Source organism: Escherichia sp. B1147, assembly GCF_001660175.1.
GTDB classification, from domain to species: Bacteria; Pseudomonadota; Gammaproteobacteria; order Enterobacterales; family Enterobacteriaceae; genus Escherichia; species Escherichia whittamii.
Genome location: NZ_LFHY01000011.1, coordinates 55,112 through 80,651, shown reverse-complemented (window position 1 = coordinate 80,651; position 25,540 = coordinate 55,112). Strand labels below are relative to the sequence as shown.

The window sequence follows — 25,540 nt, the reverse complement described above, 5'->3', positions numbered from 1 at the left end:
CTGTCAGGACTCCTCATGCTCTGGTTCAGGTTGACGATCCCACGACAAACGCGGATCAAACGTCATCGCAGAAAACATTGTCATTATGACGACTAAAGCAAACATTAATGCACCCATTGCCGGATAAATACTCATTAAGCCTCCCATACGCACCAACGCCGAGAGCACCGCAATCACGAAAACGTCAATCATTGACCAGCGGCCTACAAACTCAACAACTTCGTAAATCAAATGCATTCTTTCACTATCACGCTTGCCGTGCCCTTTCGCGTCCCAGCAAAGCCAGCCTATAGCGATCATCTTTAAAGTCGGCACCATAATACTGGCTAAAAAGATGACTGCGGCAACCGGATAAGAGCCTTCGCTCCATAATAAGATAACCCCGGCGAGAATGGTCGACGGCATCTTAGAACCTAAAAAATCGGTCACCATAATGGGTAAGATGTTCGCCGGGAGATATAACATGATCGACGTAAAAAGCAGTGCCAACGTCCATTGCAGGCTGTTTTTACGTCGAACATATCCTTTGGTGCCACAGCGCGGACACACTGGCTCATCGGCAGGAAGAATTGCCGTACAGCATGAGCAAGAGCGCAGCCCCTGGCGTATTCCCGTAATGCCGGGTTTCAGCGTCTGGCGAAGCTCTGGCATCGGGGCAATATCATCCCATAACCAGCGACGGTCAACGCATTGAAAGGCGCGTAATTGCAGCACACAAAACAAACACCAGGGAATAAAACTACTGCCCACGCCAATGCTGCCGTAAGCCATCAGTTTGACAAAGCTGACTAACACACCGGCAAGGAAAATCTCCGCCATTCCCCAGGTTTTGAGCTGAAAAAGCACCCGCCCCAGTTGTTCTTTTAAACGAACGGGTAATTCCGCACGATTCACCAACAGTAAAATCGTAATCAGGCAAAACGCGGGGACCAGTTGCACAAACAACAGGAAAAAAGTACCGAGGCTGGCATAGTTCTCGGAAAATAGTACGCTCGGGATTTCCAGCAACGTAATCTCACTGGTTACCCCCGCAACGTTCATATTCACAAAAGGGAACAGGTTGGACAGCAGCAGCATGAACAGTGCAGCCAACGCATAAGCGGTAGGACGCTGTCGAGGGGCATCCCACGCAACGGTTAACGTTGTGCCACACCGAGGGCATGCCGCCTTCTGACCATGCTCAAGGTGGGGTAAAACCACCAGCATGTCACACTGCGAGCACAGGATGTGCTTCGCGGCATGATGATGTTCGCACATTGGTACTCCTTAATGATGCGCTATTCTACAGAATGCTGACATAGCACTCGCTTTTATGCCGGATGCTGAACTACCGCATTATCCGCTCAGGGAAGTTGTGGAAACGCAATAAATTGACGTTTCCACCCAGGCCAGATAAGCGTAGCGCATCAGGCAATTTGGCCATTGTCAGCAGTCTCTCTTTTCACTTAACTAATTAGCGATCAGCCACCATTTTTTAACGCTTCAAGATACTCCCAACGTTCAAAAGCCTGCTCCAGCTCCTGCTCCGCAGCTGCCATATCGGCGAGCACTTTTTGCGTCTGCTCATGGGGCTGGCTGAAGAAAGAGGCATCTGCCACCTGCGCCTGTAAGGCTTCCAGTTTTGCTTCCAAATCTTCAAGCAGTTGCGGTAGCTGTTCTAATTCGCGCTGCAATTTATAGCTTAGTTTGCTACTGCTGCGTTTTACAGTTTCTGCTTTCGGCGCAGCCACTTCTTCGTTTTTTTTCACCGCAGGCTGTTTTAACGCCACATACTGTTCTTGCTGTCCACGCGCGTCGTGATAACCGCCGACATAACGGCCAATTTCGCCGCCACCTTCGAAGATCCAACACTCTGTTACGGTATTATCGACAAACTGACGATCGTGACTCACCAGCAATACCGTGCCCTGGTAGCTGTCGATCAGCTCTTCAAGCAGTTCCAGCGTTTCAACATCAAGATCGTTGGTTGGTTCGTCGAGGATCAGTAAGTTACTGGGTTTCAGGAACAGACGCGCCAAAAGCAGGCGGTTACGTTCCCCGCCAGAGAGCGCGCGCACCGGCGTCATCGCCCGCTTCGGATGGAACAGGAAGTCCTGCAAATAGCCCAGCACATGGCGCGGTTTACCGTTAACCATCACCTCTTGCTTGCCTTCAGCAAGGTTATCCATCACCGTTTTATCGGGATCGAGTTCCGCGCGGTGCTGGTCGAAATAAGCCACTTCCAGCTTAGTGCCGACGTGAATCCGCCCGCTATCTGGCTGAAGTTGACCAAGCATCAGTTTCAGCAACGTGGTTTTGCCGCAGCCGTTCGGACCAATCAGGGCAATTTTGTCGCCACGTAGTACCTGGGCGGAAAAGTCTTTCACCAGTTGCTTACCATCAACCTGGTAGCAAACATCTTCCATTTCGAAAACGATCTTACCGGAGCGACTGGCCTCTTCCACCTGCATCTTTGCAGTACCCATTACCTCGCGACGTTCACCGCGTTCGCGACGCATTGCTTTCAGGGCGCGCACGCGGCCTTCATTACGGGTACGGCGAGCTTTGATCCCCTGACGGATCCACACTTCTTCCTGTGCCAGTTTGCGATCAAACTCGGCATTTTGCAGTTCTTCCACGCGCAGTGCTTCTTCTTTTTCCAGCAGATACTGGTCGTAATTCCCCGGATAGGTCACCAGTTTGCCGCGATCGAGATCGACAATGCGCGTCGCCATATTGCGAATAAATGAGCGGTCGTGGGAGATAAAAATAATCGTCCCATTGAAGGTTTTGAGGAAACCTTCCAGCCAGTCGATGGTTTCGATATCCAGGTGGTTAGTCGGTTCATCGAGCAGCAACACGCGCGGATTACTCACCAGCGCACGTCCTAATGCGGCTTTACGCAACCAGCCGCCGGAAAGTGACGACAGCGCGACGTTAGGATCCAGCCCAAGCTGCGCCAGTACTTCGTTGATGCGGTTTTCCAACTGCCACAGGTTATGGTGATCCAGCAGCTCCTGCACCTTCGCCAGTTCGTTGAGATTTTTCTCGCTCGGATCGTTCATCACCAGGCGCGAAATATCGTGATAGCGTTTCAGGTACTCGGCCTGTTCCTCAATGCCTTCGGCAACGAAATCATAAACGCTGCCTTCAACGTTACGCGGCGGATCCTGTTGCAGACGAGCTACGATCAAATCTTGCTCGTAAATGATGCGCCCGTCATCCAGCCCCTGTTCACGATTGAGGATCTTCATTAACGTCGATTTGCCCGCGCCATTACGGCCTACCAGACAAACACGTTCGTTATCTTCGATATGCAGTTCTGCGTTATCGAGAAGCGGCGCGTCGCTGAACGACAGCCATGCGCCATGCATACTGATTAATGACATTACTATTCCTTTCAGGCTGCGGTAATCAGCCAGCAGTTGTGGATCTGGCGGTTCCGGGCAAAATCCTGGGAGAGCGTTTTTTGCGTAATTTCTTGTGCTTTCAGTCCCAGTTTCGCCAGTCCGTCGAGATCCATACGGAAGCCACGTTTGTTGTTCGAGAACATAATCGTCCCACCTGCGCGCAGCAGACGTTTCAAATCTTTCATTAGCGCCAGATGATCGCGCTGAACATCAAACGCATCTTCCATTCGTTTCGAGTTGGAGAACGTTGGTGGATCGATAAATATCAGATCGAACTGTTCATTAGCCTCACGCAACCACGCCAGGCAGTCGGCCTGAATCAGGCGATGCGCACGGCCGGTTAAGCCGTTAAGGCGCAGGTTACGTTCTGCCCACTCCAGATAGGTACGCGACATATCCACCGTAGTGGTACTGCGCGCGCCGCCTAATCCCGCGTGCACGGTGGCGCTACCGGTATAGGAGAACAGGTTGAGGAAATCTTTGCCTTTGCTCATCTGACCAAGCATACGACGGGCGATACGGTGATCGAGGAACAAACCAGTATCAAGATAATCCGTCAGGTTCACCCATAGATGAGCGTTATATTCGGTGACTTCAAGAAACTCGCCCTTCTCGCCCAATTTCTGGTACTGATTTTTGCCCTTCTGGCGTTCACGGGTTTTCAGCACCAGTTTGTTTGGCGCAATCCCAAGTACCGAAATGGTCGCCGCGATAATATCGAACAAACGTTGACGCGCTTTGTGCGCATCAATGGTTTTCGGCGGCGCATACTCCTGCACCACCACCCAATCGGCGTAGCGGTCAACGGCGACGTTGTATTCCGGTAGATCGGCGTCATACAGGCGGTAGCATTCAATGCCTTCCTGACGCGCCCACTTCTCGAACTTTTTGAGGTTCTTACGCAGACGGTTGGCATAGTCTTCCGCTACCATCGCCGGTTTACTGTCCGGCGTACTTTCGGCTACATGATAGTTTTTCTGCACACAGTCTAATGGACCGTTTTTCGCTTTGTACTGTTTGTCTGCACGCAGCTGTAGGCAACTTAACAGATCTGGCGAGGCACTGAATAAAGAGAGATTCCAGCCGCCGAACTGGTTTTTCATAATCCGCCCCAGCAGACTATGCAACGCAATCAGCGCCGGTTCGCTGTCCAGACGCTCGCCGTAAGGCGGGTTGCTCAACACTGTACCGTACGGCCCTTTGGGTAGCGGATTGGTCAGTTGCGCAACATCTTTCACCTCAAAAGTGATCAGTTCGCCAATCCCCGCGAGACGGGCGTTAGTGCGCGCACGTTGAATCACCCGCGCATCGCTGTCAGAACCGTAGAAATGAGAGTTGTACTCGGCCAGTCCTTTACGGGCGCGGGTTTGCGCTTCCGCTTTAACTTCCTGCCAGATAGCTTCATCATGTTGCGCCCAGCCGCTAAAGCCCCAGCGTCCCCGGTGCAAACCTGGCGCGCGATCGGTCGCCAGCATCGCCGCTTCAATCAGCAACGTACCGGAACCACACATCGGATCAAGCAACGGTGTTCCTGGCTGCCAACCGGAACGCATCACAATTGCCGCCGCCAGAGTTTCTTTGATTGGCGCAATACCAGCACGATCACGATAGCCGCGCAAATGCAAACCGTCACCGCTTAAATCGAGAGCAATGCTGGCAGTTTCTTTATTCAGCCAGACGTTCACGCGGATATCCGGCGCATCGCGATCGACATTCGGACGCGGCAGATTTTTGCGGGTGAAAGCATCAACGATCGCATCTTTGACTTTCATCGCGCCGTACTGGCTGTTGCGGATGGTGTCATTCAGACCGCTGAAGTGGACAGCAAAGGTCGCGCCAGGATTAAACATCTCTGTCCAGTTGATCGCCTGAACGCCGAGATAAAGGTCTAAGTCGCTGTAAACCTTGCACTCACCCAGCGGCAACATAATACGCGAGGCCAGGCGGCTCCACATCAGGCTCTGGTAAACAAGCCGCGTGTCGCCCTTGAAATGGACCCCACCCTGAACCACCTGGCATTCAACGGCCCCCAGGTTTTCGAGTTCAGTTTTTAACAGCTCTTCCAGCCCACGGGCCGTACTGGCAAACAGAGAATTCATATCGTCACTTTTACTCTAAGGCCTACCGCAGTAGGCGTAATTGTTGCAGTCAGTTTAGACATGGACAGCGCAGAGAAACCGGAGCGTACACAAGTACGTGAGGATTTCGAGCACTGCCCAGGGCTAAACTGACAAATAAAATAGCCTAATAGGATAGGCACTAAGAAAATTGTTGCGCATTATAGCTAATAAGCGCGTCATGTCATAAAGTTGAGGGCTTATTTTCATTTGAGGACCGCACCGTGACGACATTAACCCGGCTTTTTATTCATCCTGTTAAATCGATGCGCGGCATCGGTCTGACACATGCTCTGGCTGATGTCAGCGGTCTGGCCTTCGATCGCATCTTTATGGTCACAGAACCTGACGGCAGGTTTATTACTGCCCGCCAGTTTCCGCAGATGGTGCGCTTTACCCCTTCGCCCGTGCATGACGGCTTACATCTCACCGCACCAGATGGCAGCAGCGCATACATCCGTTTTGCGGATTTCGCTATGCAGGACGCCCCAACCGAAGTGTGGGGTAACCATTTTACTGCGCGCATTGCGCCAGATGAGATAAACAAATGGTTAAGCGGCTTTTTCTCCCGTGAAGTGCAATTGCGCTGGGTAGGGCCGCAGATGACGCGGCGCGTAAAACGCCATAACACTGTACCCTTGTCGTTTGCTGATGGCTATCCGTATCTGCTCGCGAATGAAGCTTCCCTGCGTGATGTGCAGCAACGCTGCCCGGCAAGTGTAAAAATGGAGCAATTTCGCCCCAATCTGGTAGTTTCCGGCGCGGCAGCCTGGGAAGAAGATACCTGGAAAGTGATTCGCATTGGCGATGTGGTGTTTGATGTGGTTAAGCCCTGCAGCCGCTGTATTTTCACCACTGTCAGCCCGGAAAAAGGACAAAAGCACCCGGCTGGCGAACCGTTAAAAACGCTGCAATCATTTCGCACTGCCCAGGATAATGGCGATGTCGATTTTGGCCAGAATTTAATTGCCCGTAATAGTGGTGTTATTCGTGTCGGTGATGCAGTGGAAATTCTTGCAACTGCACCGGCGAAAATCTACGGCGCGGCAGCCGCAGACGATACTCTCCCGACAACGCAGCAAATGGATGCGAATGTAGATATCGACTGGCAAGGGCTGGCATTTCGCGGTAATAACCAACAGGTATTGTTGGAACAATTAGAAAATCAAGGGATTCGGATCCCCTATTCTTGCCGTGCTGGCATATGCGGAAGTTGTCGGGTTCAGCTTCTGGAAGGCGAAGTCACCCCGCTGAAGAAATCAGCTATGAGCGACGATGGAACAATTCTTTGCTGTAGTTGTGTGCCGAAGACTGCATTGAAACTGAAAGGTTAAACGGCTTGTTCAAGGCTGAAGCTGTCATAACTCATATGAGGTTTCAGTCTGTCATTCATAATTTTGATGGCGTCGCCCAGTTGCATGGCACGACCGGCGATGACAACACAAGGCTGCGCAAGGAGGCACAGCGCGGCATTTTCGCCAGATTCAACAACCAGCAGGCTGACTTGTTCATTGGTGTCGCTTAACCAGACACAGGCTGCATCACCCGGCACTGGCGACCACATTTCACCATGGGAAACAAAATGCCAGCTTTTCGGCATTTGCGGTTTGAGATAACGAACTGCCACCAGCGCATTAAGCACCAGTTCAGCTTTTTGTTCTTTTGATAAGTTAAGGTCGCGGCATTTTTCTTCAAACGAGAAATAGAGCGCGGCGTCATCAACGCAGAATCCCGCTGGAGAAAAGGCGTCTGGTGTCAACATCTTGCGCGCAAAACGTGAGCGAAATAGCATGCCATTGGCTAAATCAAGCATCATTCGATCATGCTCTTCATCATAATACCAACGCCAATTATCGTCTGGTTTAATTCGCATATGCATCTCCTCTACCCTATAAATCCACTGCAACATATTCCATTGTTGCTTCGCTTAATAACCTCAACAAGAAAAGTGCAAAATGTCTAAATAAGTAACAGCAATGAATATAAAACAACCAGGGCTGAAAATAAAGCCCTGATTATCTTATAAAGAGAAAATGAAAGAAATAATTAGATATGGTTAACGATTTCTTTAATCAGCGGCGGTCCTTTAAAAATAAAACCGGAATAAATTTGCACCAAAGAAGCTCCCGCAGCTATCTTCTCGCGAGCAGCAATTACCGAGTCAATACCACCAACACCAATAATCGGTAAGCGGCCGTTTAATTCCTGCGACAAGCGACGAATAATTTCCGTACTTTTTAATTGTAAGGGACGACCACTTAAGCCACCGGTCTGATCACAATTTTTCATCCCCTGAACCAAAGAACGATCGAGTGTCGTATTAGTTGCAATGACACCATCAATATTATGGCGAACTAAACTATCGGCAACCTGGATCAACTCTTCTTCAGAAAGATCCGGCGCGATCTTCACTGCTATTGGTACATATTTATGATGGGTTGCGTGCAGATCATTTTGTTTATTTTTAATTGCCGTTAATAAATCATCCAGTGCTTCGCCATATTGCAGCGTGCGTAATCCCGGGGTATTTGGTGATGAAATATTGATGGCTATATATCCTGCATAGGCGTAGATTTTTTCCATACAAATCAGATAGTCATCTTTGCCTTGCTCAACCGGCGTATCTTTATTTTTGCCGATATTGATTCCCAGAACACCGTCGTAGTGGGCTTTTTTAACGTTCTCTACGAGGTTATCAACGCCGAGGTTATTAAAGCCCATACGGTTTATTAAACCTTCAGCCTCTACCAGGCGAAAAAGACGCGGTTTGTCGTTTCCTGGTTGTGGACGCGGGGTGACCGTACCGATCTCGATCGATCCAAATCCCATTGCACCAAGGGCATCAATACACTCTCCGTCTTTATCAAGACCGGCTGCCAGGCCAAGCGGGTTTTTAAAAGTCAGTCCCATACAGTTAACTGGCTTCGCTGCAACATTTTGCCGAACAAGCGCTTCAAACGGTGTTCCGGTGATGCGGCGTAATTGCTGAAAAGTAAACTCGTGTGCGCGCTCTGGATCGAGCTGGAAAAGGGCTTTACGAACGAAGGGGTAGTACATGAACTCTCCTGGATTCCCGGTGTGCAAACCGGGGGCGTATTATGTGCGAGTTCGCAGCAAAAGGGAATTGACCTGCGGCAATAAATAGCAAACGTTTTCTTATTGCGCTTTTTTTATGCTTTTTTTGGCTTTCCTTCTTCAGATAAATCATTTCGACTCGCGAATGCCCTCTGTCAGACTGAGCAAATTGTTATCAATGTTAACAAAACAAGAACAATTGGTTATAAGGAGAGAATATGCGCGTCATCACCCTGGCAGGAAGTCCTCGCTTTCCTTCTCGCTCAAGTTCCTTGCTGGAATATGCGCGAGAAAAACTAAATGGCCTGGATGTGGAGGTTTATCACTGGAATTTGCAAAACTTCACCCCGGAAGATTTGCTCTATGCCCGTTTCGATAGTCCGGCACTAAAAACGTTCACCGAACAGTTACAAGAAGCCGACGGACTGATTGTCGCCACACCAGTATATAAAGCCGCCTATTCCGGGGCGCTAAAAACCCTCCTCGACCTGCTACCTGAACGGGCTCTGCAAGGCAAAGTCGTGCTGCCCCTGGCGACAGGCGGCACGGTGGCTCATCTACTGGCAGTTGATTACGCACTAAAACCGGTTCTAAGCGCACTGAAAGCCCAGGAGATCCTGCACGGCGTGTTTGCCGATGACTCGCAGGTGATTGATTACCATCACAAACCACAGTTCACGCCGAATCTGCAATCTCGTCTCGATACCGCGCTCGAAACTTTCTGGCAGGCACTTCACCGCCGTGATGTTCAGGTTCCTGATCTTCTTTCTCTGCGAGGTAATGCCCATGCGTAACATCGTTAAACTAGCGTTAGTGGGATTACTTAGCGTCTCCACACTTGCGGTTGCTGCGGAGCCGTCTCCAGAAGCGTTACGTATTGGCTACCAGAAAGGCAGCATTGGTATGGTGCTGGCAAAAAGCCACCAGCTACTGGAAAAACGCTATCCGCAAACAAGAATTTCATGGGTAGAATTCCCAGCTGGCCCGCAGATGCTGGAGGCGCTGAACGTCGGCAGTATCGATCTGGGCAGTACGGGTGATATTCCACCAATCTTTGCTCAGGCCGCTGGGGCCGATCTGCTGTACGTTGGCGTCGAACCGCCAAAGCCAAAAGCCGAAGTGATTCTGGTGCCAGAAAACAGCCCGATCAAAACCGTAGCCGATCTCAAAGGTCACAAAGTTGCCTTTCAGAAAGGTTCCAGCTCACACAACCTTCTGCTGCGTGCACTGCGCCAGGCCGGACTTAATTTTACCGATATCCAACCCACTTACCTGACGCCCGCCGACGCCCGCGCCGCGTTCCAGCAAGGTAACGTCGATGCCTGGGCTATTTGGGATCCCTACTACTCCGCTGCATTGCTACAGGGCGGCGTGCGGGTGCTGAAAGATGGCACCGATCTCAATCAAACAGGATCGTTTTATCTTGCTGCTCGTCCATATGCGGAGAAGAACGGCACCTTTATTCAGGGCGTACTGGAAACCTTCACCGAGGCCGATGCGTTAACCCGCAATAAGCGCGAACAGAGTATCGCCTTGCTGGCAAAAACAATGGGCTTACCTGCGCCAGTGATTGCCTCGTATCTTGACCATCGCCCCATTACCACCATCAAACCGGTAAGCGTCGGGGTCGCTGCCTTACAGCAGCAAACAGCAGATCTGTTTTATGAAAACCGTCTGGTACCGAAAAAAGTCGATATTCGCCAGCGCATCTGGCAGCCCACTCAACTGGAAGGAAAACAATTATGAGCCTGAATATGTTCTGGTTTTTACCTACGCACGGTGACGGTCGTTATCTAGGAACGGAAGAAAGTTCACGCCCGGTTGATCATGGTTATCTGCAACAGATTGCGCAAGCGGCGGATCGTCTTGGCTTTACCGGCGTGCTGATCCCGACGGGGCGATCGTGTGAGGATGCGTGGCTGGTAGCGGCGTCGATGATCCCGGTAACACAGCGGCTGAAGTTTCTTGTCGCCCTGCGCCCCAGCGTGACCTCTCCTACCGTTGCCGCCCGCCAGGCCGCCACACTTGACCGTCTCTCTAACGGACGCGCGTTGTTTAACCTGGTCACAGGCAGCGATCCGCAAGAGCTGGCAGGCGACGGCGTGTTCCTCGACCATAGCGAGCGCTACGAGGCCTCGGCGGAATTTACCCAGGTCTGGCGGCGGTTGTTGCTGGGCGAGACGGTAGATTTCCACGGCAAACATATTCATGTACGCGGAGCCAAACTGCTCTTTCCGCCGATTCAACAGCCATATCCTCCTCTTTACTTTGGCGGATCGTCAGACGTCGCCCAGAATCTGGCCGCCGAACAGGTTGATCTCTATCTCACCTGGGGTGAACCGCCTGAGTTGGTAAAAGAGAAGATCGAGCAAGTACGGGCAAAAGCGGCTGCACATGGACGCAAAATTCGTTTCGGTATTCGCCTGCATGTGATTGTGCGCGAAACCAACGATGAAGCGTGGCAGGCCGCCGAACGGTTAATCTCCCATCTTGATGATGACACCATCGCCAGAGCACAAGCCGCTTTTGCACGGACAGATTCCGTGGGTCAACAGCGAATGGCAGCGCTGCATAATGGCAAGCGCGACAATCTGGAGATCAGCCCCAATTTATGGGCGGGCGTTGGTTTAGTACGCGGCGGTGCCGGGACGGCGCTGGTGGGCGATGGCCCTACGGTCGCCGCGCGAATCAACGAATACGCCGCGCTTGGCATCGACAGCTTTGTGCTTTCTGGTTATCCGCATCTGGAAGAAGCGTATCGGGTCGGCGAGTTGCTATTCCCACATCTGGATGTTGCCATCCCGGAAATTTCCCAGCCGCAGCCACTAAGTCTACAAGGTGAAGCGGTAGCGAATGAGTTCATCCCACGTAACGTCGCGCAAAGCTAAGGAATAAAATGATGGCAACGCCAGTGAAGAAGTGGTTATTGCGCGTTGCCCCCTGGTTTTTACCGGTGGGCATCGTGGCGGTGTGGCAACTGGCCTCCTCAGTTGGCTGGCTGTCGACACGTATTTTGCCCTCTCCGGAAGGGGTGGTAGCGGCGTTCTGGACGCTCTCCGCCAGCGGCGAACTGTGGCAGCATCTGGCGATCAGTTCCTGGCGGGCGCTGATTGGCTTTTCAATTGGCGGCTCGCTGGGGTTGATTCTGGGACTGATTAGTGGGCTGTCGCGCTGGGGTGAACGACTGCTGGACACTTCAATACAGATGTTGCGCAACGTACCGCATCTGGCACTGATTCCATTAGTGATTTTGTGGTTTGGTATTGATGAGTCCGCAAAGATTTTCCTGGTGGCGCTTGGCACGCTATTCCCCATTTATATCAATACCTGGCACGGCATCCGTAATATCGATCGCGGGCTGGTGGAGATGGCACGTAGCTATGGCTTATCCGGCTTACCGCTGTTTATCCATGTGATCCTGCCTGGTGCACTGCCCTCAATTATGGTCGGCGTGCGCTTCGCGTTAGGTTTGATGTGGCTGACGCTGATTGTTGCTGAAACCATTTCGGCTAATTCTGGCATTGGTTATCTGGCGATGAATGCGCGGGAGTTTCTGCAAACGGACGTGGTGGTGGTCGCCATTATTCTCTACGCCCTGCTCGGCAAACTTGCTGACGTCAGCGCGCAATTGCTGGAGCGCGTCTGGCTGCGCTGGAACCCGGCTTATCATCTGAAGGAAGCCACTGTATGAATACTGCTCGTCTGAACCAGGGTACGCCGCTACTGCTCAATGCAGTAAGCAAACATTACGCGGAAAATATCGTCCTGAACCAACTAGATTTGCATATTCCGGCAGGTCAATTTGTGGCGGTAGTGGGCCGCAGTGGCGGCGGTAAAAGTACCCTACTGCGCCTGCTGGCTGGGCTGGAAATGCCAACCGCAGGCGATGTGCTGGCAGGCACAACACCGCTGGCTGAGATTCAGGATGATACGCGAATGATGTTTCAGGATGCGCGTCTGCTGCCATGGAAATCGGTGATTGATAACGTTGGGTTAGGTCTTAAAGGCCAATGGCGCGATGCGGCGCGTCAGGCGCTGGCTGCGGTAGGGCTGGAAAATCGTGCCGGAGAATGGCCTGCTGCGCTTTCTGGCGGGCAGAAACAACGTGTGGCGCTGGCAAGGGCGTTGATTCATCGACCTGGTTTATTGTTGCTTGATGAACCACTCGGTGCGCTGGATGCCTTAACGCGGCTGGAGATGCAGGATTTAATTGTGTCACTTTGGCAGGAGCATGGCTTTACCGTTTTGCTGGTGACGCATGATGTGAGCGAAGCGGTAGCAATGGCTGACCGGGTGCTGTTGATTGAAGAGGGAAAAATTGGGCTGGATTTGACAGTGGATATTCCCCGTCCGCGCCGATTAGGGTCGGTACGGTTAGCAGAACTTGAAGCGGAAGTGTTGCAGCGGGTGATGCAGCGAGGACTTTCTGAACAACCGATTCGGCGTCATGGTTAATATGCTGGATGCGGCGCACAAAACCAGCATTTTCAACGGGCTTGTAGGCCTGATAAGACGCGTCAAGCATCGCATCAGGCAGTTGGGCACGGTTGCCAGATGCGGCGTGAACGCCTTATCCGGCCTACAAAACCAGCAATTTCAATGGGTTTGAAGGCCTGATAAGACGCGTCAAGCGTCGCATCAGGCATATTTGTATCAAGCCAGTGCTTTAGTTATCTTCTCGTACAGATCGCCAGAGAGATTTTCCAGCCCTTTCAGCTGTTCCAGCGCCGCACGCATTTTCTCCTGACGTTTGGCATCATAACGTTTCAGGCGAATCAGCGGCTCAATCAAACGCGAAGCCACCTGCGGGTTACGGCTATTGAGATCGGTGAGCATTTCTACCAGGAACTGATAACCGCTGCCATCTTCAGCATGGAACGCTGCCGGGTTGCTGCCCGCAAATGCACCAATCAACGAACGAATACGGTTCGGGTTACTCATGGTAAATGAGCGATGCTGCAACAGGCCTCGCACGGTATCCAGCACATTCGCCGCCGGGCTGGTGGCTTGCAGGATAAACCATTTATCCATCACCAGACCGTCCTGATACCACTTGTCGTCGTATTCCTGCATCAACTTGTCACGGCATGGCAACTGCGCAGCAACCGCCGCAGAGAGCGCCGCCAGCGCATCGGTCATATTGTTCGCTTCATGGTACTGCTTGCTCACCAACACGTCAGCCAGATGCGTTTCACCAAAAGCGAGGAAGCGCAGGCAGGCGTTACGCAGCGTACGTTTCGCAATATCTTCATGCTCAACGCGGTACTCGCTCTGGTAATTCGCGTTATAGATTGCCAGCAACTCATCCGCCAGTTCAGTCGCTAGTGTACGGGTGAGTGCTTCGCGCACTTCAGCAATGGCAATCGGGTCGATGATATCGAACAGTTCCGCCATTTCATTTACGGAAGGCAGCGTCAGTATTTCTGCCGCCAACGCCGGGTCGATTTTCTCATCGAGCAGCACCGCGCGGAAAGCATCAGCAACATGCACTGGTAAAGACAATGGCTGACCTTGTTGATAACGGACGACGTTCAGCTTGATATACGTTGCCAGCAGACTTTGCGCCGCATCCCAACGGGAGAAATCATTACGCGCATGACGCATCAGGAAGGTCAGTTGCTGATCGCTCCACTTATATTCCAGTTTCACCGGCGCGGAGAATTCGCACAGCAGCGCAGGCACCGGCTGGAAGTAGACATTATCAAAAACAAAGGTCTGTTCCGCCTGAGTAACATTCAGCACGGAATTCACCGGATGACCGCCTTTCTGCAACGGGATCACTTTACCTTCGTTATCATACAGTTCGATGGCAAACGGAATATGCAACGGCTGTTTTTCTGCCTGATCCGGCGTGGCTGGCGTACGCTGGCTGATGGTCAGCGTGTACTGCTCAGTTTCTGGATTGTAGTCGTCTTTGACGGTCACAACTGGCGTACCGGACTGGCTGTACCAACGGCGGAAATGCGAGAGATCGACATTCGACGCGTCTTCCATCGCCTGAACGAAATCGTCGCAGGTCGCTGCACTGCCATCATGGCGCTCGAAATAAAGCTGCATCCCTTTCTGGAAGTTTTCTTCGCCAAGCAGAGTGTGGATCATACGAATTACTTCCGCGCCCTTCTCGTAAACGGTCAGGGTGTAGAAGTTGTTCATCTCAATAACCATGTCTGGGCGGATTGGGTGCGCCATCGGGCTGGCATCTTCCGCAAACTGCAATCCGCGCATGGTGCGCACATTGTTGATCCGGTTAACCGCGCGGGAACCGAGATCAGAACTGAACTCCTGATCTCGGAACACCGTTAAACCTTCTTTCAGACTAAGCTGGAACCAGTCACGACAGGTCACACGGTTACCAGTCCAGTTGTGGAAATATTCGTGACCAATAACGCGTTCAATATCGAGATAATCTTTGTCGGTTGCGGTGTCGGTGCGCGCCAGTACATACTTGGAGTTAAAGATATTCAGTCCTTTATTCTCCATCGCGCCCATGTTGAAGAAATCTACCGCGACGATCATATAGATGTCGAGGTCATACTCCAGACCGAAACGTTCTTCATCCCACTTCATGGAATTTTTCAGCGAGGTCATCGCCCACGGCGCGCGATCGAGGTTGCCGCGATCGACATACAGCTCCAGTGCCACTTCGCGACCAGAACGCGTGGTGAAGGTCTCGCGCAGCACGTCGAAGTCACCCGCTACCAGCGCAAACAGATAGCTCGGTTTCGGGAATGGATCCTGCCACTGCACCCAGTGACGTCCATCTTCCAGCTCCCCTTGCGCAACGCGGTTACCATTGGAAAGCAGGAACGGATATTTGGTTTTATCGGCAACAATTTTAGTCGTAAAGCGCGCCAGCACGTCCGGGCGATCGAGATAGTACGTAATATGGCGGAAACCTTCGGCCTCGCACTGGGTGCAAAGCGCATCGCCTGACTGATAAAGCCCCTCCAGCGCAGTATTCGCTGCTGGGCTAATTTCATTAACAATCTTGAGCGTAAAACGCTCCGGTAAATTACTGATGACCAGCGCGCCTTCTTCTTTCCAGGCGGTCCACGGCTCATCATTAATATGAATAGAAACCAGTTTAAGATCTTCGCCATCAAGACGAAGCGGTGCATCTGATGCACCATGACGGACAGCCTGGCTGACTGCGGTAACTACCGTCTTTTGCGCGTCCAGGTCAAAGGTCAAGTCAATATCAGTAATCTGGTAATCCGGCGCACGATAATCGTGACGGTATTTGGCTTGTGGCTGTTGAGTCATAAATAACCTTTAGCATTTTTTATAGAGTCTGGAGTTCAGTCTATTCCTGTTGCGAAAATCTCGCTACGCAGAATCTTCATCTTTTCAGGTACAAACGCTTTTATTGCTACATTTGTATAACATACAGAGCGCAATGCTATCGACCATAAAGGTGGCATATGGTGTGATCGGGGTTCAATAAATTGCGAAACAAGGTATACTCCAGCAGTTTCCTAAGATGTTTATTGTACTAAACGCTCCCGTAAGAGGACGCTACTGCGCACCTATGACACAATTCGCTTCTCCTGTTCTGCACTCGTTGCTGGATACAGATGCTTATAAGTTGCATATGCAGCAAGCCGTGTTTCATCACTACTATGATGTGCATGTCGCGGCGGAGTTTCGTTGCCGTGGTGACGATCTGCTGGGTATTTATGCCGATGCTATTCGTGAACAGGTTCAGGCGATGGAAAACTTGTGCCTGCGGGATGATGAATATCAGTGGCTCTCTGCCCTGCCTTTCTTTAAAGCCGACTATCTCGACTGGCTGCGTGAATTCCGCTTTAATCCGGAACAAGTCACTGTTACCAACGATAACGGTAAGCTGGATATTCGTTTAAGCGGTCCGTGGCGTGAAGTCATCCTATGGGAAGTTCCTTTGCTGGCGGTCATTAGTGAGCTGGTACATCACTATCGCTCACCGCAGGCCGACGTTGCGCAAGCCCTCGACACTCTGGAAAGCAAATTAGCCAACTTCTCGGCGTTAACCGCCGATCTTGATATGTCGCGCTTCCATCTGATGGATTTCGGCACTCGCCGCCGCTTCTCCCGTGAAGTCCAGGAAAGTATCGTTAAACGCCTGCAACAGGAAAAGTGGTTCGTTGGCACCAGTAATTACGATCTGGCACGTCGTCTTTCCCTTACGCCGATGGGAACACAGGCGCATGAATGGTTCCAGGCACACCAGCAAATTAGCCCAGTTCTTGCCAATAGCCAACGTGCCGCTCTTGCTGCCTGGCTGGAAGAATATCCTGATCAACTGGGGATTGCGTTAACCGACTGTATTACGATGGATGCATTCTTACGTGATTTCGGCGTGGAGTTTGCCAGCCGCTATCAGGGCTTGCGTCATGACTCTGGCGATCCGGTAGAATGGGGCGAAAAAGCGATTGCACATTATGAGAAACTAGGGATTGACCCGCAAAGCAAAATACTGGTTTTCTCCGACAATCTGGATTTACCTAAAGCGGTTGAGCTTTATCGCCACTTCTCTTCTCGCGTGCAATTAAGTTTTGGCATTGGTACACGCCTGACCTGTGATATTCCTCAGGTAAAACCCTTGAATATCGTGATTAAACTGGTGGAGTGTAACGGTAAACCGGTGGCAAAACTTTCTGACAGTCCTGGCAAAACTATCTGCCATGACAAAGCATTTGTCCGCGCGCTACGCAAAGCGTTCGACCTTCCGCATATTAAAAAAGCCAGTTAATGTCATCAGGGAGCCACCGCGGCTCCCTTTTTTGCCTTTTATTCTGAAATCTTTCGCCGCATCTGCGAATTCTGCTTGTCTGATTGCAGATGCCAGGTAACATAGGTATCCCCCCACTGACGGGTGGACAAGTGTTTATTTTTTCCGACTATTAACAGAGAGAATATTATGAGCGTTGTGCCTGTAGCCGACGTACTCCAGGGCCGCGTAGCCGTTGACAGCGAAGTCACCGTGCGCGGATGGGTACGTACCCGCCGAGATTCAAAAGCTGGCATCTCCTTCCTCGCCGTTTATGACGGTTCCTGCTTTGATCCTGTACAGGCTGTCATCAATAATTCTCTGCCCAATTACAATGAAGACGTACTGCGTCTGACTACCGGTTGCTCGGTCATTGTGACGGGTAAAGTCGTGGCGTCGCCAGGCCAGGGACAACAATTTGAAATTCAGGCCTGCAAGGTTGAGGTAGCTGGTTGGGTTGAAGATCCAGACACTTACCCGATGGCAGCAAAACGCCACAGCATCGAATATCTGCGTGAAGTCGCTCACCTGCGTCCGCGCACTAACCTGATTGGCGCAGTCGCGCGCGTTCGCCACACGCTGGCGCAGGCGCTGCATCGCTTCTTTAACGAGCAGGGATTCTTCTGGGTTTCTACGCCGCTTATTACCGCGTCCGATACCGAAGGTGCTGGCGAAATGTTCCGCGTTTCAACGCTGGATCTGGAAAACCTGCCACGCAACGATCAGGGCAAAGTCGATTTCGATAAAGACTTCTTTGGTAAAGAGTCTTTCCTGACCGTATCTGGTCAGTTGAACGGCGAAACCTATGCCTGTGCGCTGTCGAAAATTTATACCTTCGGCCCGACTTTCCGTGCTGAAAACTCCAACACCAGCCGTCACCTGGCGGAATTCTGGATGCTGGAGCCAGAAGTCGCGTTTGCTAACCTGAACGATATCGCCGGTCTGGCTGAAGCAATGCTGAAATATGTCTTCAAAGCAGTTCTCGAAGAACGTGCTGACGACATGAAATTCTTCGCTGAACGCGTGGACAAAGATGCTGTTAGCCGCCTGGAACGTTTCATTGAAGCAGACTTCGCCCAGGTTGATTACACCGAAGCGGTCACCATTCTTGAAAACTGCGGTAAGAAATTTGAAAACCCGGTTTACTGGGGTGTAGATCTCTCTTCCGAACATGAGCGTTATCTGGCGGAAGAACACTTTAAAGCACCTGTAGTGGTGAAAAACTATCCGAAAGACATTAAAGCGTTCTATATGCGCCTTAACGAAGACGGTAAAACCGTTGCCGCAATGGACGTTCTGGCGCCGGGTATCGGTGAGATCATTGGTGGTTCGCAGCGTGAAGAGCGTCTGGACGTGCTGGACGAGCGCATGCTGGAGATGGGCCTGAACAAAGAAGATTACTGGTGGTATCGCGATCTACGCCGCTACGGTACTGTTCCACATTCCGGTTTCGGTCTTGGCTTTGAACGCCTGATTGCCTACGTGACCGGTGTACAGAACGTGCGTGACGTGATTCCTTTCCCTCGTACTCCGCGTAACGCCAGCTTCTAATTCACTTCCTGAAAGAGCCAGCACACTCGCTGGCTCTTTTTTTATTCTCTTCTGTCAAGTTATCTGTTTGTTAAGTCAATCAATCTATTTGCAACCCCTCAAGGCCCCTCTTCCTGTTACGGAATATTTCTTTGAAATATTTGCGAACAAAAAATTAACCCACAGACTTATTGCGGATTAGCAATTTCTTAGCTGATAGCACAATTTTTATACTTATTTTTGGCTTTCTGGACGCCTGAAAGAGTGATTCAGTGAAACGGCAAGGAGAAATCATCAGAAAGAAAATTTCCGTTTAGTTAATTTAAATATAAGGAAATCATATAAATAGATAAAATTCACTGCAAATATCATGAAAGCCCAATGGAAATATGACGGCGTTCACAAAGTTCCTTAAATTTTACTTATTGTTACACATTTTTTCTTTTTGTAACTATATCTTTATCTTTGTAGCACTTTCACGGTAGCGAAACGTTAGTTTGAATGGAAAGATGCCTGCAGATACATAAAACACCAAACTCTCATCAATAGTTCCGTAAAGATTCATTGACAGAATTTATTGGCGGCAGTGGCAGGTGTTATAAAAAAAACCATGAGGGTAATAAATAATGATGAAGCGCAATATTCTGGCAGTGATTGTCCCTGCTCTGTTAGTAGCAGGTACTGCAAACGCTGCAGAAATCTATAACAAAGACGGCAACAAAGTAGATCTGTACGGTAAAGCTGTCGGTCTGCATTATTTTTCCAAGGATAACGGTGAAAACAGTTACGGTGGCAATGGCGACATGACCTATGCCCGTCTTGGTTTTAAAGGGGAAACTCAAATCAATTCCGATCTGACCGGTTACGGTCAGTGGGAATACAACTTCCAGGGTAACAACTCTGAAGGTGCCGACGCTCAAACTGGCAACAAAACCCGTCTGGCATTCGCTGGTCTGAAATACGCTGACGTAGGTTCTTTCGATTACGGTCGTAATTACGGTGTTGTTTATGACGCACTGGGCTACACCGATATGCTGCCAGAGTTCGGTGGTGATACCGCATACAGCGATGACTTCTTCGTAGGTCGTGTAGGCGGCGTTGCTACCTACCGTAACTCCAATTTCTTTGGTCTGGTTGATGGCCTGAACTTCGCTGTTCAGTACCTGGGTAAAAACGAGCGTGACACTGCACGACGTTCTAACGGCGACGGTGTTGGCGGTTCCATCAGCTACGAATTCGAAGGCTTTGGTATCGTTGGTGCTTATGGTGCTGCTGACCGCACTAACCTGCAAGAAGCTCAACCTCTTGGCCAGGGTAAAAAAGCTGAACAGTGGGCAACTGGCCTGAAGTATGATGCAAATAACATCTACCTGGCAGCGAACTACGGTGAAACCCGTAACGCCACCCCGATCACTGGCGGCTTTGCCAACAAAACGCAAGACGTTCTGTTAGTTGCGCAATACCAGTTTGACTTTGGCCTGCGTCCATCCATCGCTTACACCAAATCTAAAGCGAAAGACGTAGAAGGCATCGGTGATGTTGATCTGGTGAACTACGTTGAAGTGGGCGCAACCTACTACTTCAACAAAAACATGTCCACCTATGTTGACTACATCATCAACCAGATCGATTCTGACAACGCACTGGGTGTAGGTTCTGACGACACCGTTGCTGTAGGTATCGTTTACCAGTTCTAATAGCAGACCTCTTTGTTAAATGCCGAAAAAACAGGACTTTGGTCCTGTTTTTTTATGCCTTCCAGAGCAATCTCACGTCTTGAAAAAACAGCCTGCGTTTTCATCAGTAATAGTTGGAATTTTGTAAATCTCCCGTTACCCTGATAGCGGACTTCCCTTCTGTAACCATAATGGAACCTCGTCATGTTTGAGAACATTACCGCCGCTCCTGCCGACCCGATTCTGGGCCTGGCCGATCTGTTTCGTGCCGATGAACGTCCCGGCAAAATTAACCTCGGGATTGGTGTCTATAAAGATGAGACGGGCAAAACCCCGGTATTGACCAGCGTTAAAAAGGCTGAACAGTATCTGCTCGAAAATGAAACCACCAAAAACTACCTCGGCATTGACGGTATTCCTGAATTTGGTCATTGCACTCAGGAACTGCTGTTTGGTAAAGGCAGCGCCTTAATCAATGACAAACGCGCACGTACAGCCCAGACCCCAGGTGGTACCGGTGCATTACGTGTAGCAGCCGATTTCCTGGCAAAAAATACCAGCGTTAAGCGTGTTTGGGTGAGCAACCCAAGCTGGCCAAACCATAAGAGCGTATTTAACTCTGCGGGTCTGGAAGTTCGTGAATACGCTTATTATGATGCGGAAAATCACACTCTGGACTTCGACGCTTTAGTTAACAGTCTTAACGAAGCTCAGGCTGGTGACGTCGTCCTGTTCCACGGTTGCTGTCATAACCCTACCGGCATCGATCCTACACTGGAGCAATGGCAAACACTGGCGCAACTTTCTGTTGAGAAAGGCTGGCTGCCGCTATTTGACTTCGCTTACCAGGGGTTCGCCCGTGGTCTGGAAGAGGATGCTGAAGGTCTGCGCGCTTTCGCGGCTCTGCATAAAGAGCTGATCGTCGCCAGTTCCTACTCTAAGAACTTTGGCCTGTACAACGAACGCGTTGGCGCCTGCACCCTGGTTGCCGCAGACAGTGAAACTGTCGATCGTGCATTCAGCCAGATGAAAGCAGTAATTCGCGCAAACTATTCTAACCCACCGGCTCACGGGGCTTCGGTTGTTGCCACAATCCTGAGCAACGAAGCTTTGCGTGCTATCTGGGAACAAGAGCTGACCGATATGCGCCAGCGTATTCAGCGTATGCGTCAGTTGTTCGTTAATACGCTGCAGGAGAAAGGCGCAAACCGCGACTTTAGCTTTATCATCAAACAGAATGGTATGTTCTCTTTCAGTGGCCTGACTAAAGAACAGGTACTGCGTCTGCGTGAAGAGTTTGCCGTGTATGCAGTTGCTTCTGGTCGAGTGAACGTAGCCGGAATGACGCCAGATAACATGGCGCCGCTGTGTGAAGCGATTGTGGCTGTGCTGTAAGCGTTAAAACCACTGAAGCCCGCTTCGAAACCGGGCTGAGACTGATGACAAACGCAACATTGCCTGATGCGCTACGCTTATCAGGCCTACGCGGCTCCTGCAATATTTTGAATTTGCACGATTTTGTAAGCCGGATAAGGTGCTCGCGCCGCATCCGGCATAAACAAAGCGCACTTAGCCAGAAATCCAGGCCCGCTTCGAAAGCGGGCTTTTTTATGCGCCTTTACCAGACGGGCATTTCGTCTTGCAGGAAGGGGTTATGCAACCGTTCATAACCGAGAGTTGATAACGGCCCGTGACCAGGTATAAACGTCACGTCATCACCAAGTGGCAGCAGTTTATCCTTGATAGAGGCAACCAGTTGATTATGGTCGCCACGCGGGAAGTCGCTACGCCCTACTCCGCCTTTGAAAAGGACGTCGCCAGAAATCAACAGTTTTGCCTGATTATCAAAGAAAACCACATGGCCTGGCGTATGCCCTGGGCAATGTAACACCTGTAAAGTCACATTCCCTATGCTGATAGTGTCGCCTTCATTCAGCCAGCGATCTGGTGTTAATGGCTGACACTCTTCCAGGCCAAACATGCGACTCTGCGCAGGCAAGCCTTGCAGCCAGAACTCATCTTCTTTTTCCGGGCCAAGCACTGGCAGGCCGTAGTGTTGTGCCAGTTCCGCCGCTGCGCCAACGTGGTCCAGATGGCCATGCGTCAGTAGGATCTGCATTAGCGTCAGGCCGCTGGCGTCAACTTCCTGTTTAATTTTTTCCGCATCGCCGCCAGGATCGACCAGTGCGGCCAGGCGAGTTTGCTCACACCAGATCAGTGAACAGTTCTGGGAAAATGCGGTGACCGGAATAATACGATAGTTCATACTGCCCCTGTTTCGTTAAGCGATTGTTACCAGTGCCGCGCTGGCCCGGTATCAATATGCACAAAGTTACTGCGTGGGTAATATCCTACACCACCTGCGCGCATAGATAACGCTGCTTTGCGTATATTGCTTAACGCAATACCTTCAATATGGAAATCCATCGCCTGCCCTTTAGTGTGATAGCTTTTCTTTGCTACTCCACGGCTGTGGGCGCGTAATTCATTATTGGTATCAATAGAACGGTAGCCGGAAATGAGCTGTACCGGTTTGCGAGTGCCTAACAACCCTTGCAGGCGATATAACTGGTCGAATAATCCTGGGTCGATGGACTTTATTTTGTTCGCGCGGAAATCGCGGAAAAAATGGTTTAGTTTTGCCAATTCTTCCTGAATATAGCCTCTGCCATCGAAAAACTCCGCCTTAATTGACTCTCCAGTATGAAGATTGTTAAGTGTCAAAATGCGCGGACGTGGGGTAGAGAGTGTCGCAAATGTAGGCGTCGGCAGGATGGCGGCACCAAGTGCAACGCCACCAAGCGCCAGCAGTTTGCGGCGATTAGCGTCGAATTTGTCCATGATAATCAAGTCTACAGGTCAATGTTATCGTTTATATGCACTTCTGGCGCACAAGAGGCACCTTAACCGCCCATAAAGCTGACGTCAAGATGACTCAACCCCAGCAGCGACGGGGGCTACAGAGAATAGCCCCCGAACATGCCAATTATTACGACAACAGATTTTCCCGAACTACTTCATTTACCTGATTAATTGTTCCGCTTTTGAGACAATTTGCGAGCTGGATCGTGCAGGCAGATCATAATTGTAAATATCTGTACGATACTGGGTACGACCATCTGCACCAACAAAGGCGGTCAGATAGTAAAGATTAACCGGTATCGATTGACGGATATTGACGTAACGGGTATCCCCTCGCTTCAGAGCATCGGAGATACGCTTGTCATTCCAGCCAGCATCCTGCAGCAGCATATTTGCCAGATCTGACGCCTTATTCACCCGCACACAGCCAGAACTCAATGCGCGCGTATCGCGTTTGAAAAGATTGTGATTCGGCGTGTCATGTAAATAGATAGCATCTGAACTCGGCATATTAAATTTATACCGTCCCAGCGAATTTCGCGGGCCAGGAGCTTGCTGGAAGCGGAACGGCAAATTCGATGCGGTTATTGTCGACCAGTCAATCTGCCACGGATCCAGCGTATCTTTGCTGTTCCAGCCGCGCATAACCGTATAGCCATGGCTTTCAAGATAACCTGGATCGTTACGCACCTTTGGCAGAATATCTTTGCGTGCCAGCGTCGGTGGTACGTTCCACGGCGGGTTTACCACCACATTGTTTAAGGCACTGCTCATCATCGGCGTTTTGCGATCGGGACGACCGACAATGACCCGCGAATCCAGCACCTGATTGCCGTTCTGATAATAGACCAGCGAATAGGCCGGAATGTTAACCATGATGCCAGTAGATAGATCGGCTGGCAGCAAGCGCAATCGCTGGATGTTAAGTGCCAACACGCCAGCACGCTGTGCAGGCGTGACGTTTAACCAGTCTCGCGTTGCCGGGCCAATAGCGCCATCTGCCCCTAAGCCTTGCCATGCCTGAAAACGTTTCACGGCCTCCACCAGCTCATTATCATAGACAGCTCGGACGGCTGGCGCAGGTTTACTGCGAGCTGTAGTTTGCTTGTCCATTGGCTTAGTTTCGGCTGTTTCGATTCCAGCGGCAGACGGGCTAACTACCGCGCCCGTCGATGTTTCATCGCCCGGCAGTGCTATTTTCGGCCCACCTTCGAGCATACCCGTACGCTGCAAAATCTCACGCAGTGCCGGGACGTCGTTACTCCATTGCCCAGGGCGCAGCGTTGCTTTACCGGTCAGCTGCGGCCACGGTTTGGAATCACTCAATAAGGCCAGTAAAGATTCATGCATTGCTGAATATTGCGGATGCTGCGGTGCCAACCCTGTGACAAACGTGGTCAGTTGACCGTTATCCAACGCCACCTGCCAATGGTTAATGACCGAGAGCGGCGGTGTTGAGAGCGCATAAGGTTTACTGCTGTACAGCCAGCGAGTACCTTTGACCGGAATGTTTGCAATGAAATGGAGATACCCCATCATTGCATCCGATAGCACCACATCGCGCGCCATACCGTTAACGCCCGGGTCAGTCAGTAACTCCACCCATTTGTTAAACTGCGGTTGAAAACCGGCAATCGCCACTTCCGCCAACTGCTGCTGGAAAGCTTTAACTGCATCACGATTTTCCCACATCGGCTGCATATCGCGTGCGGCATACAAGAGTTGAAGCTGGTTAAGATAAACCGGCTTATAACCAGCAGGTAATAGTGATTCAATTTGCGTGCGGGCCTTTTCTGCCGCACCTTCTGGTAGCGGTTGGATCCCCGCCATTATTGCCGTGGCTTGCGCCTGCGGCAGTACATCTCCCTGTTCACTGACAGCCACCGGGCTGTCACCAGGGATAACTTCAGGCTCATCAGCCTGCACACTGAACAGTGGAGCGAATGTTACGGCCAGGCACAAACTGATTGCCGAAAGCCGACGACCACACATCATGTTAAGCAACATCCCTTGCCCCCTGTTTTTATCATACTCTGAATAGCCAGGCTGTATTATCTTAACTGCCTTTACAACGCCAATACTCATGAAAGTATGACGAGCAAGCCTGTTACTCATCAGGCTTACCTTCAGTATATAAACGTC

Annotated in this window: 19 protein-coding genes; 10 read left to right on the top strand and 9 right to left on the bottom strand. The window is 50.9% G+C overall.

All coding sequences use genetic code 11. From position 1 onward, the window contains the following. Window positions 1-3 precede the first annotated feature (3 nt). The 3 genes from pqiA to rlmKL all read right to left on the bottom strand — a co-directional run bounded on the left by pqiA (window position 4) and on the right by rlmKL (window position 5,488). A complete protein-coding gene (gene pqiA / locus A9180_RS09820) occupies window positions 4-1,257 on the bottom strand; it encodes a membrane integrity-associated transporter subunit PqiA (protein WP_064528393.1) in 1,254 nt (417 codons plus the stop codon). A gap of 203 nt (window positions 1,258-1,460) precedes the next feature. Beyond that, complete coding sequence (locus A9180_RS09815) at window positions 1,461-3,368, bottom strand: ABC transporter ATP-binding protein (RefSeq protein WP_064528391.1); 1,908 nt, start codon at window positions 3,366-3,368, stop codon at window positions 1,461-1,463. Between the two features lie 11 nt (window positions 3,369-3,379). Further along, window positions 3,380-5,488 (bottom strand): bifunctional 23S rRNA (guanine(2069)-N(7))-methyltransferase RlmK/23S rRNA (guanine(2445)-N(2))-methyltransferase RlmL, encoded by a 2,109-nt coding sequence (gene rlmKL / locus A9180_RS09810; RefSeq protein WP_064528388.1) that lies wholly within the window; start codon window positions 5,486-5,488, stop codon window positions 3,380-3,382. A gap of 242 nt (window positions 5,489-5,730) precedes the next feature. Here rlmKL and ycbX point away from each other — a divergent pair, with 242 nt between their 5' ends. After that, window positions 5,731-6,840, top strand: coding sequence for a 6-N-hydroxylaminopurine resistance protein YcbX (gene ycbX / locus A9180_RS09805; RefSeq protein WP_064528387.1), 1,110 nt, complete (start codon window positions 5,731-5,733; stop codon window positions 6,838-6,840). Here the strand turns inward: ycbX and zapC are convergent. Continuing rightward, the gene (gene zapC / locus A9180_RS09800; RefSeq protein WP_064528385.1) at window positions 6,837-7,379 is read right to left on the bottom strand and encodes a cell division protein ZapC; all 543 of its coding nucleotides are present in this window, start codon (window positions 7,377-7,379) and stop codon (window positions 6,837-6,839) included. The genes ycbX and zapC overlap by 4 nt on opposite strands. 173 nt (window positions 7,380-7,552) lie before the next feature. Next, window positions 7,553-8,563 carry a quinone-dependent dihydroorotate dehydrogenase gene (pyrD, locus tag A9180_RS09795; RefSeq protein WP_064528384.1) on the bottom strand — a complete coding sequence of 337 codons (1,011 nt, stop codon included), beginning with the start codon at window positions 8,561-8,563 and terminating at the stop codon, window positions 7,553-7,555. Window positions 8,564-8,799: 236 nt separating this feature from the next. Here pyrD and ssuE point away from each other — a divergent pair, with 236 nt between their 5' ends. The 5 genes from ssuE to ssuB are packed head-to-tail and all read left to right on the top strand — an operon-like array spanning window position 8,800 to window position 13,036. Further along, window positions 8,800-9,375 (top strand): NADPH-dependent FMN reductase, encoded by a 576-nt coding sequence (gene ssuE, locus A9180_RS09790; protein WP_064528382.1) that lies wholly within the window; start codon window positions 8,800-8,802, stop codon window positions 9,373-9,375. Then, window positions 9,368-10,327, top strand: coding sequence for an aliphatic sulfonate ABC transporter substrate-binding protein SsuA (gene ssuA, locus A9180_RS09785; protein WP_064528380.1), 960 nt, complete (start codon window positions 9,368-9,370; stop codon window positions 10,325-10,327). The genes ssuE and ssuA overlap by 8 nt, the downstream gene beginning before the upstream one ends. Then, window positions 10,324-11,469 carry an FMNH2-dependent alkanesulfonate monooxygenase gene (ssuD, locus tag A9180_RS09780; protein WP_064528378.1) on the top strand — a complete coding sequence of 382 codons (1,146 nt, stop codon included), beginning with the start codon at window positions 10,324-10,326 and terminating at the stop codon, window positions 11,467-11,469. The genes ssuA and ssuD overlap by 4 nt, the downstream gene beginning before the upstream one ends. A gap of 11 nt (window positions 11,470-11,480) precedes the next feature. Next, on the top strand, window positions 11,481-12,272 hold the full coding sequence (gene ssuC / locus A9180_RS09775; RefSeq protein ID WP_064528376.1) for an aliphatic sulfonate ABC transporter permease SsuC: 792 nt from the start codon (window positions 11,481-11,483) through the stop codon (window positions 12,270-12,272). Further along, entirely contained in the window at window positions 12,269-13,036 is a 768-nt protein-coding gene (ssuB, locus tag A9180_RS09770) for an aliphatic sulfonates ABC transporter ATP-binding protein (RefSeq protein WP_064528373.1), read from the top strand. Before ssuC ends, ssuB begins: the two co-directional genes overlap by 4 nt. A gap of 198 nt (window positions 13,037-13,234) precedes the next feature. On the opposite strand, the gene pepN is transcribed toward ssuB, so the two are convergent. Next, entirely contained in the window at window positions 13,235-15,844 is a 2,610-nt protein-coding gene (pepN, locus tag A9180_RS09760) for an aminopeptidase N (protein ID WP_064528370.1), read from the bottom strand. Window positions 15,845-16,109: 265 nt separating this feature from the next. Here pepN and pncB point away from each other — a divergent pair, with 265 nt between their 5' ends. The 4 genes from pncB to aspC all read left to right on the top strand — a co-directional run bounded on the left by pncB (window position 16,110) and on the right by aspC (window position 21,931). Further along, the gene (pncB, locus tag A9180_RS09755; protein WP_064528367.1) at window positions 16,110-17,312 is read left to right on the top strand and encodes a nicotinate phosphoribosyltransferase; all 1,203 of its coding nucleotides are present in this window, start codon (window positions 16,110-16,112) and stop codon (window positions 17,310-17,312) included. A gap of 168 nt (window positions 17,313-17,480) precedes the next feature. Continuing rightward, on the top strand, window positions 17,481-18,881 hold the full coding sequence (gene asnS, locus A9180_RS09750; protein WP_064528364.1) for an asparagine--tRNA ligase: 1,401 nt from the start codon (window positions 17,481-17,483) through the stop codon (window positions 18,879-18,881). Window positions 18,882-19,486: 605 nt separating this feature from the next. Continuing rightward, window positions 19,487-20,557, top strand: a complete 1,071-nt coding sequence (gene ompF, locus A9180_RS09745) for a porin OmpF (RefSeq protein WP_077883511.1) — start codon at window positions 19,487-19,489, stop codon at window positions 20,555-20,557. A 183-nt stretch (window positions 20,558-20,740) separates the two neighbouring features. Then, window positions 20,741-21,931, top strand: a complete 1,191-nt coding sequence (gene aspC, locus A9180_RS09735) for an aspartate transaminase (protein WP_064528361.1) — start codon at window positions 20,741-20,743, stop codon at window positions 21,929-21,931. A 223-nt stretch (window positions 21,932-22,154) separates the two neighbouring features. Here the strand turns inward: aspC and gloC are convergent, their stop codons facing one another. From gloC to ldtD, 3 genes are all read right to left on the bottom strand, one after another. Then, window positions 22,155-22,802: a hydroxyacylglutathione hydrolase GloC gene (gene gloC, locus A9180_RS09730; RefSeq protein WP_064528359.1), complete on the bottom strand. Its 648-nt coding sequence runs from the start codon at window positions 22,800-22,802 to the stop codon at window positions 22,155-22,157. Window positions 22,803-22,828: 26 nt separating this feature from the next. After that, the gene (locus tag A9180_RS09725) at window positions 22,829-23,377 is read right to left on the bottom strand and encodes a YcbK family protein (protein WP_064528810.1); all 549 of its coding nucleotides are present in this window, start codon (window positions 23,375-23,377) and stop codon (window positions 22,829-22,831) included. 180 nt (window positions 23,378-23,557) lie between these two features. After that, on the bottom strand, window positions 23,558-25,405 hold the full coding sequence (gene ldtD, locus A9180_RS09720; protein WP_064528356.1) for a L,D-transpeptidase: 1,848 nt from the start codon (window positions 25,403-25,405) through the stop codon (window positions 23,558-23,560). Between the last annotated feature and the right edge of the window lie 135 nt (window positions 25,406-25,540).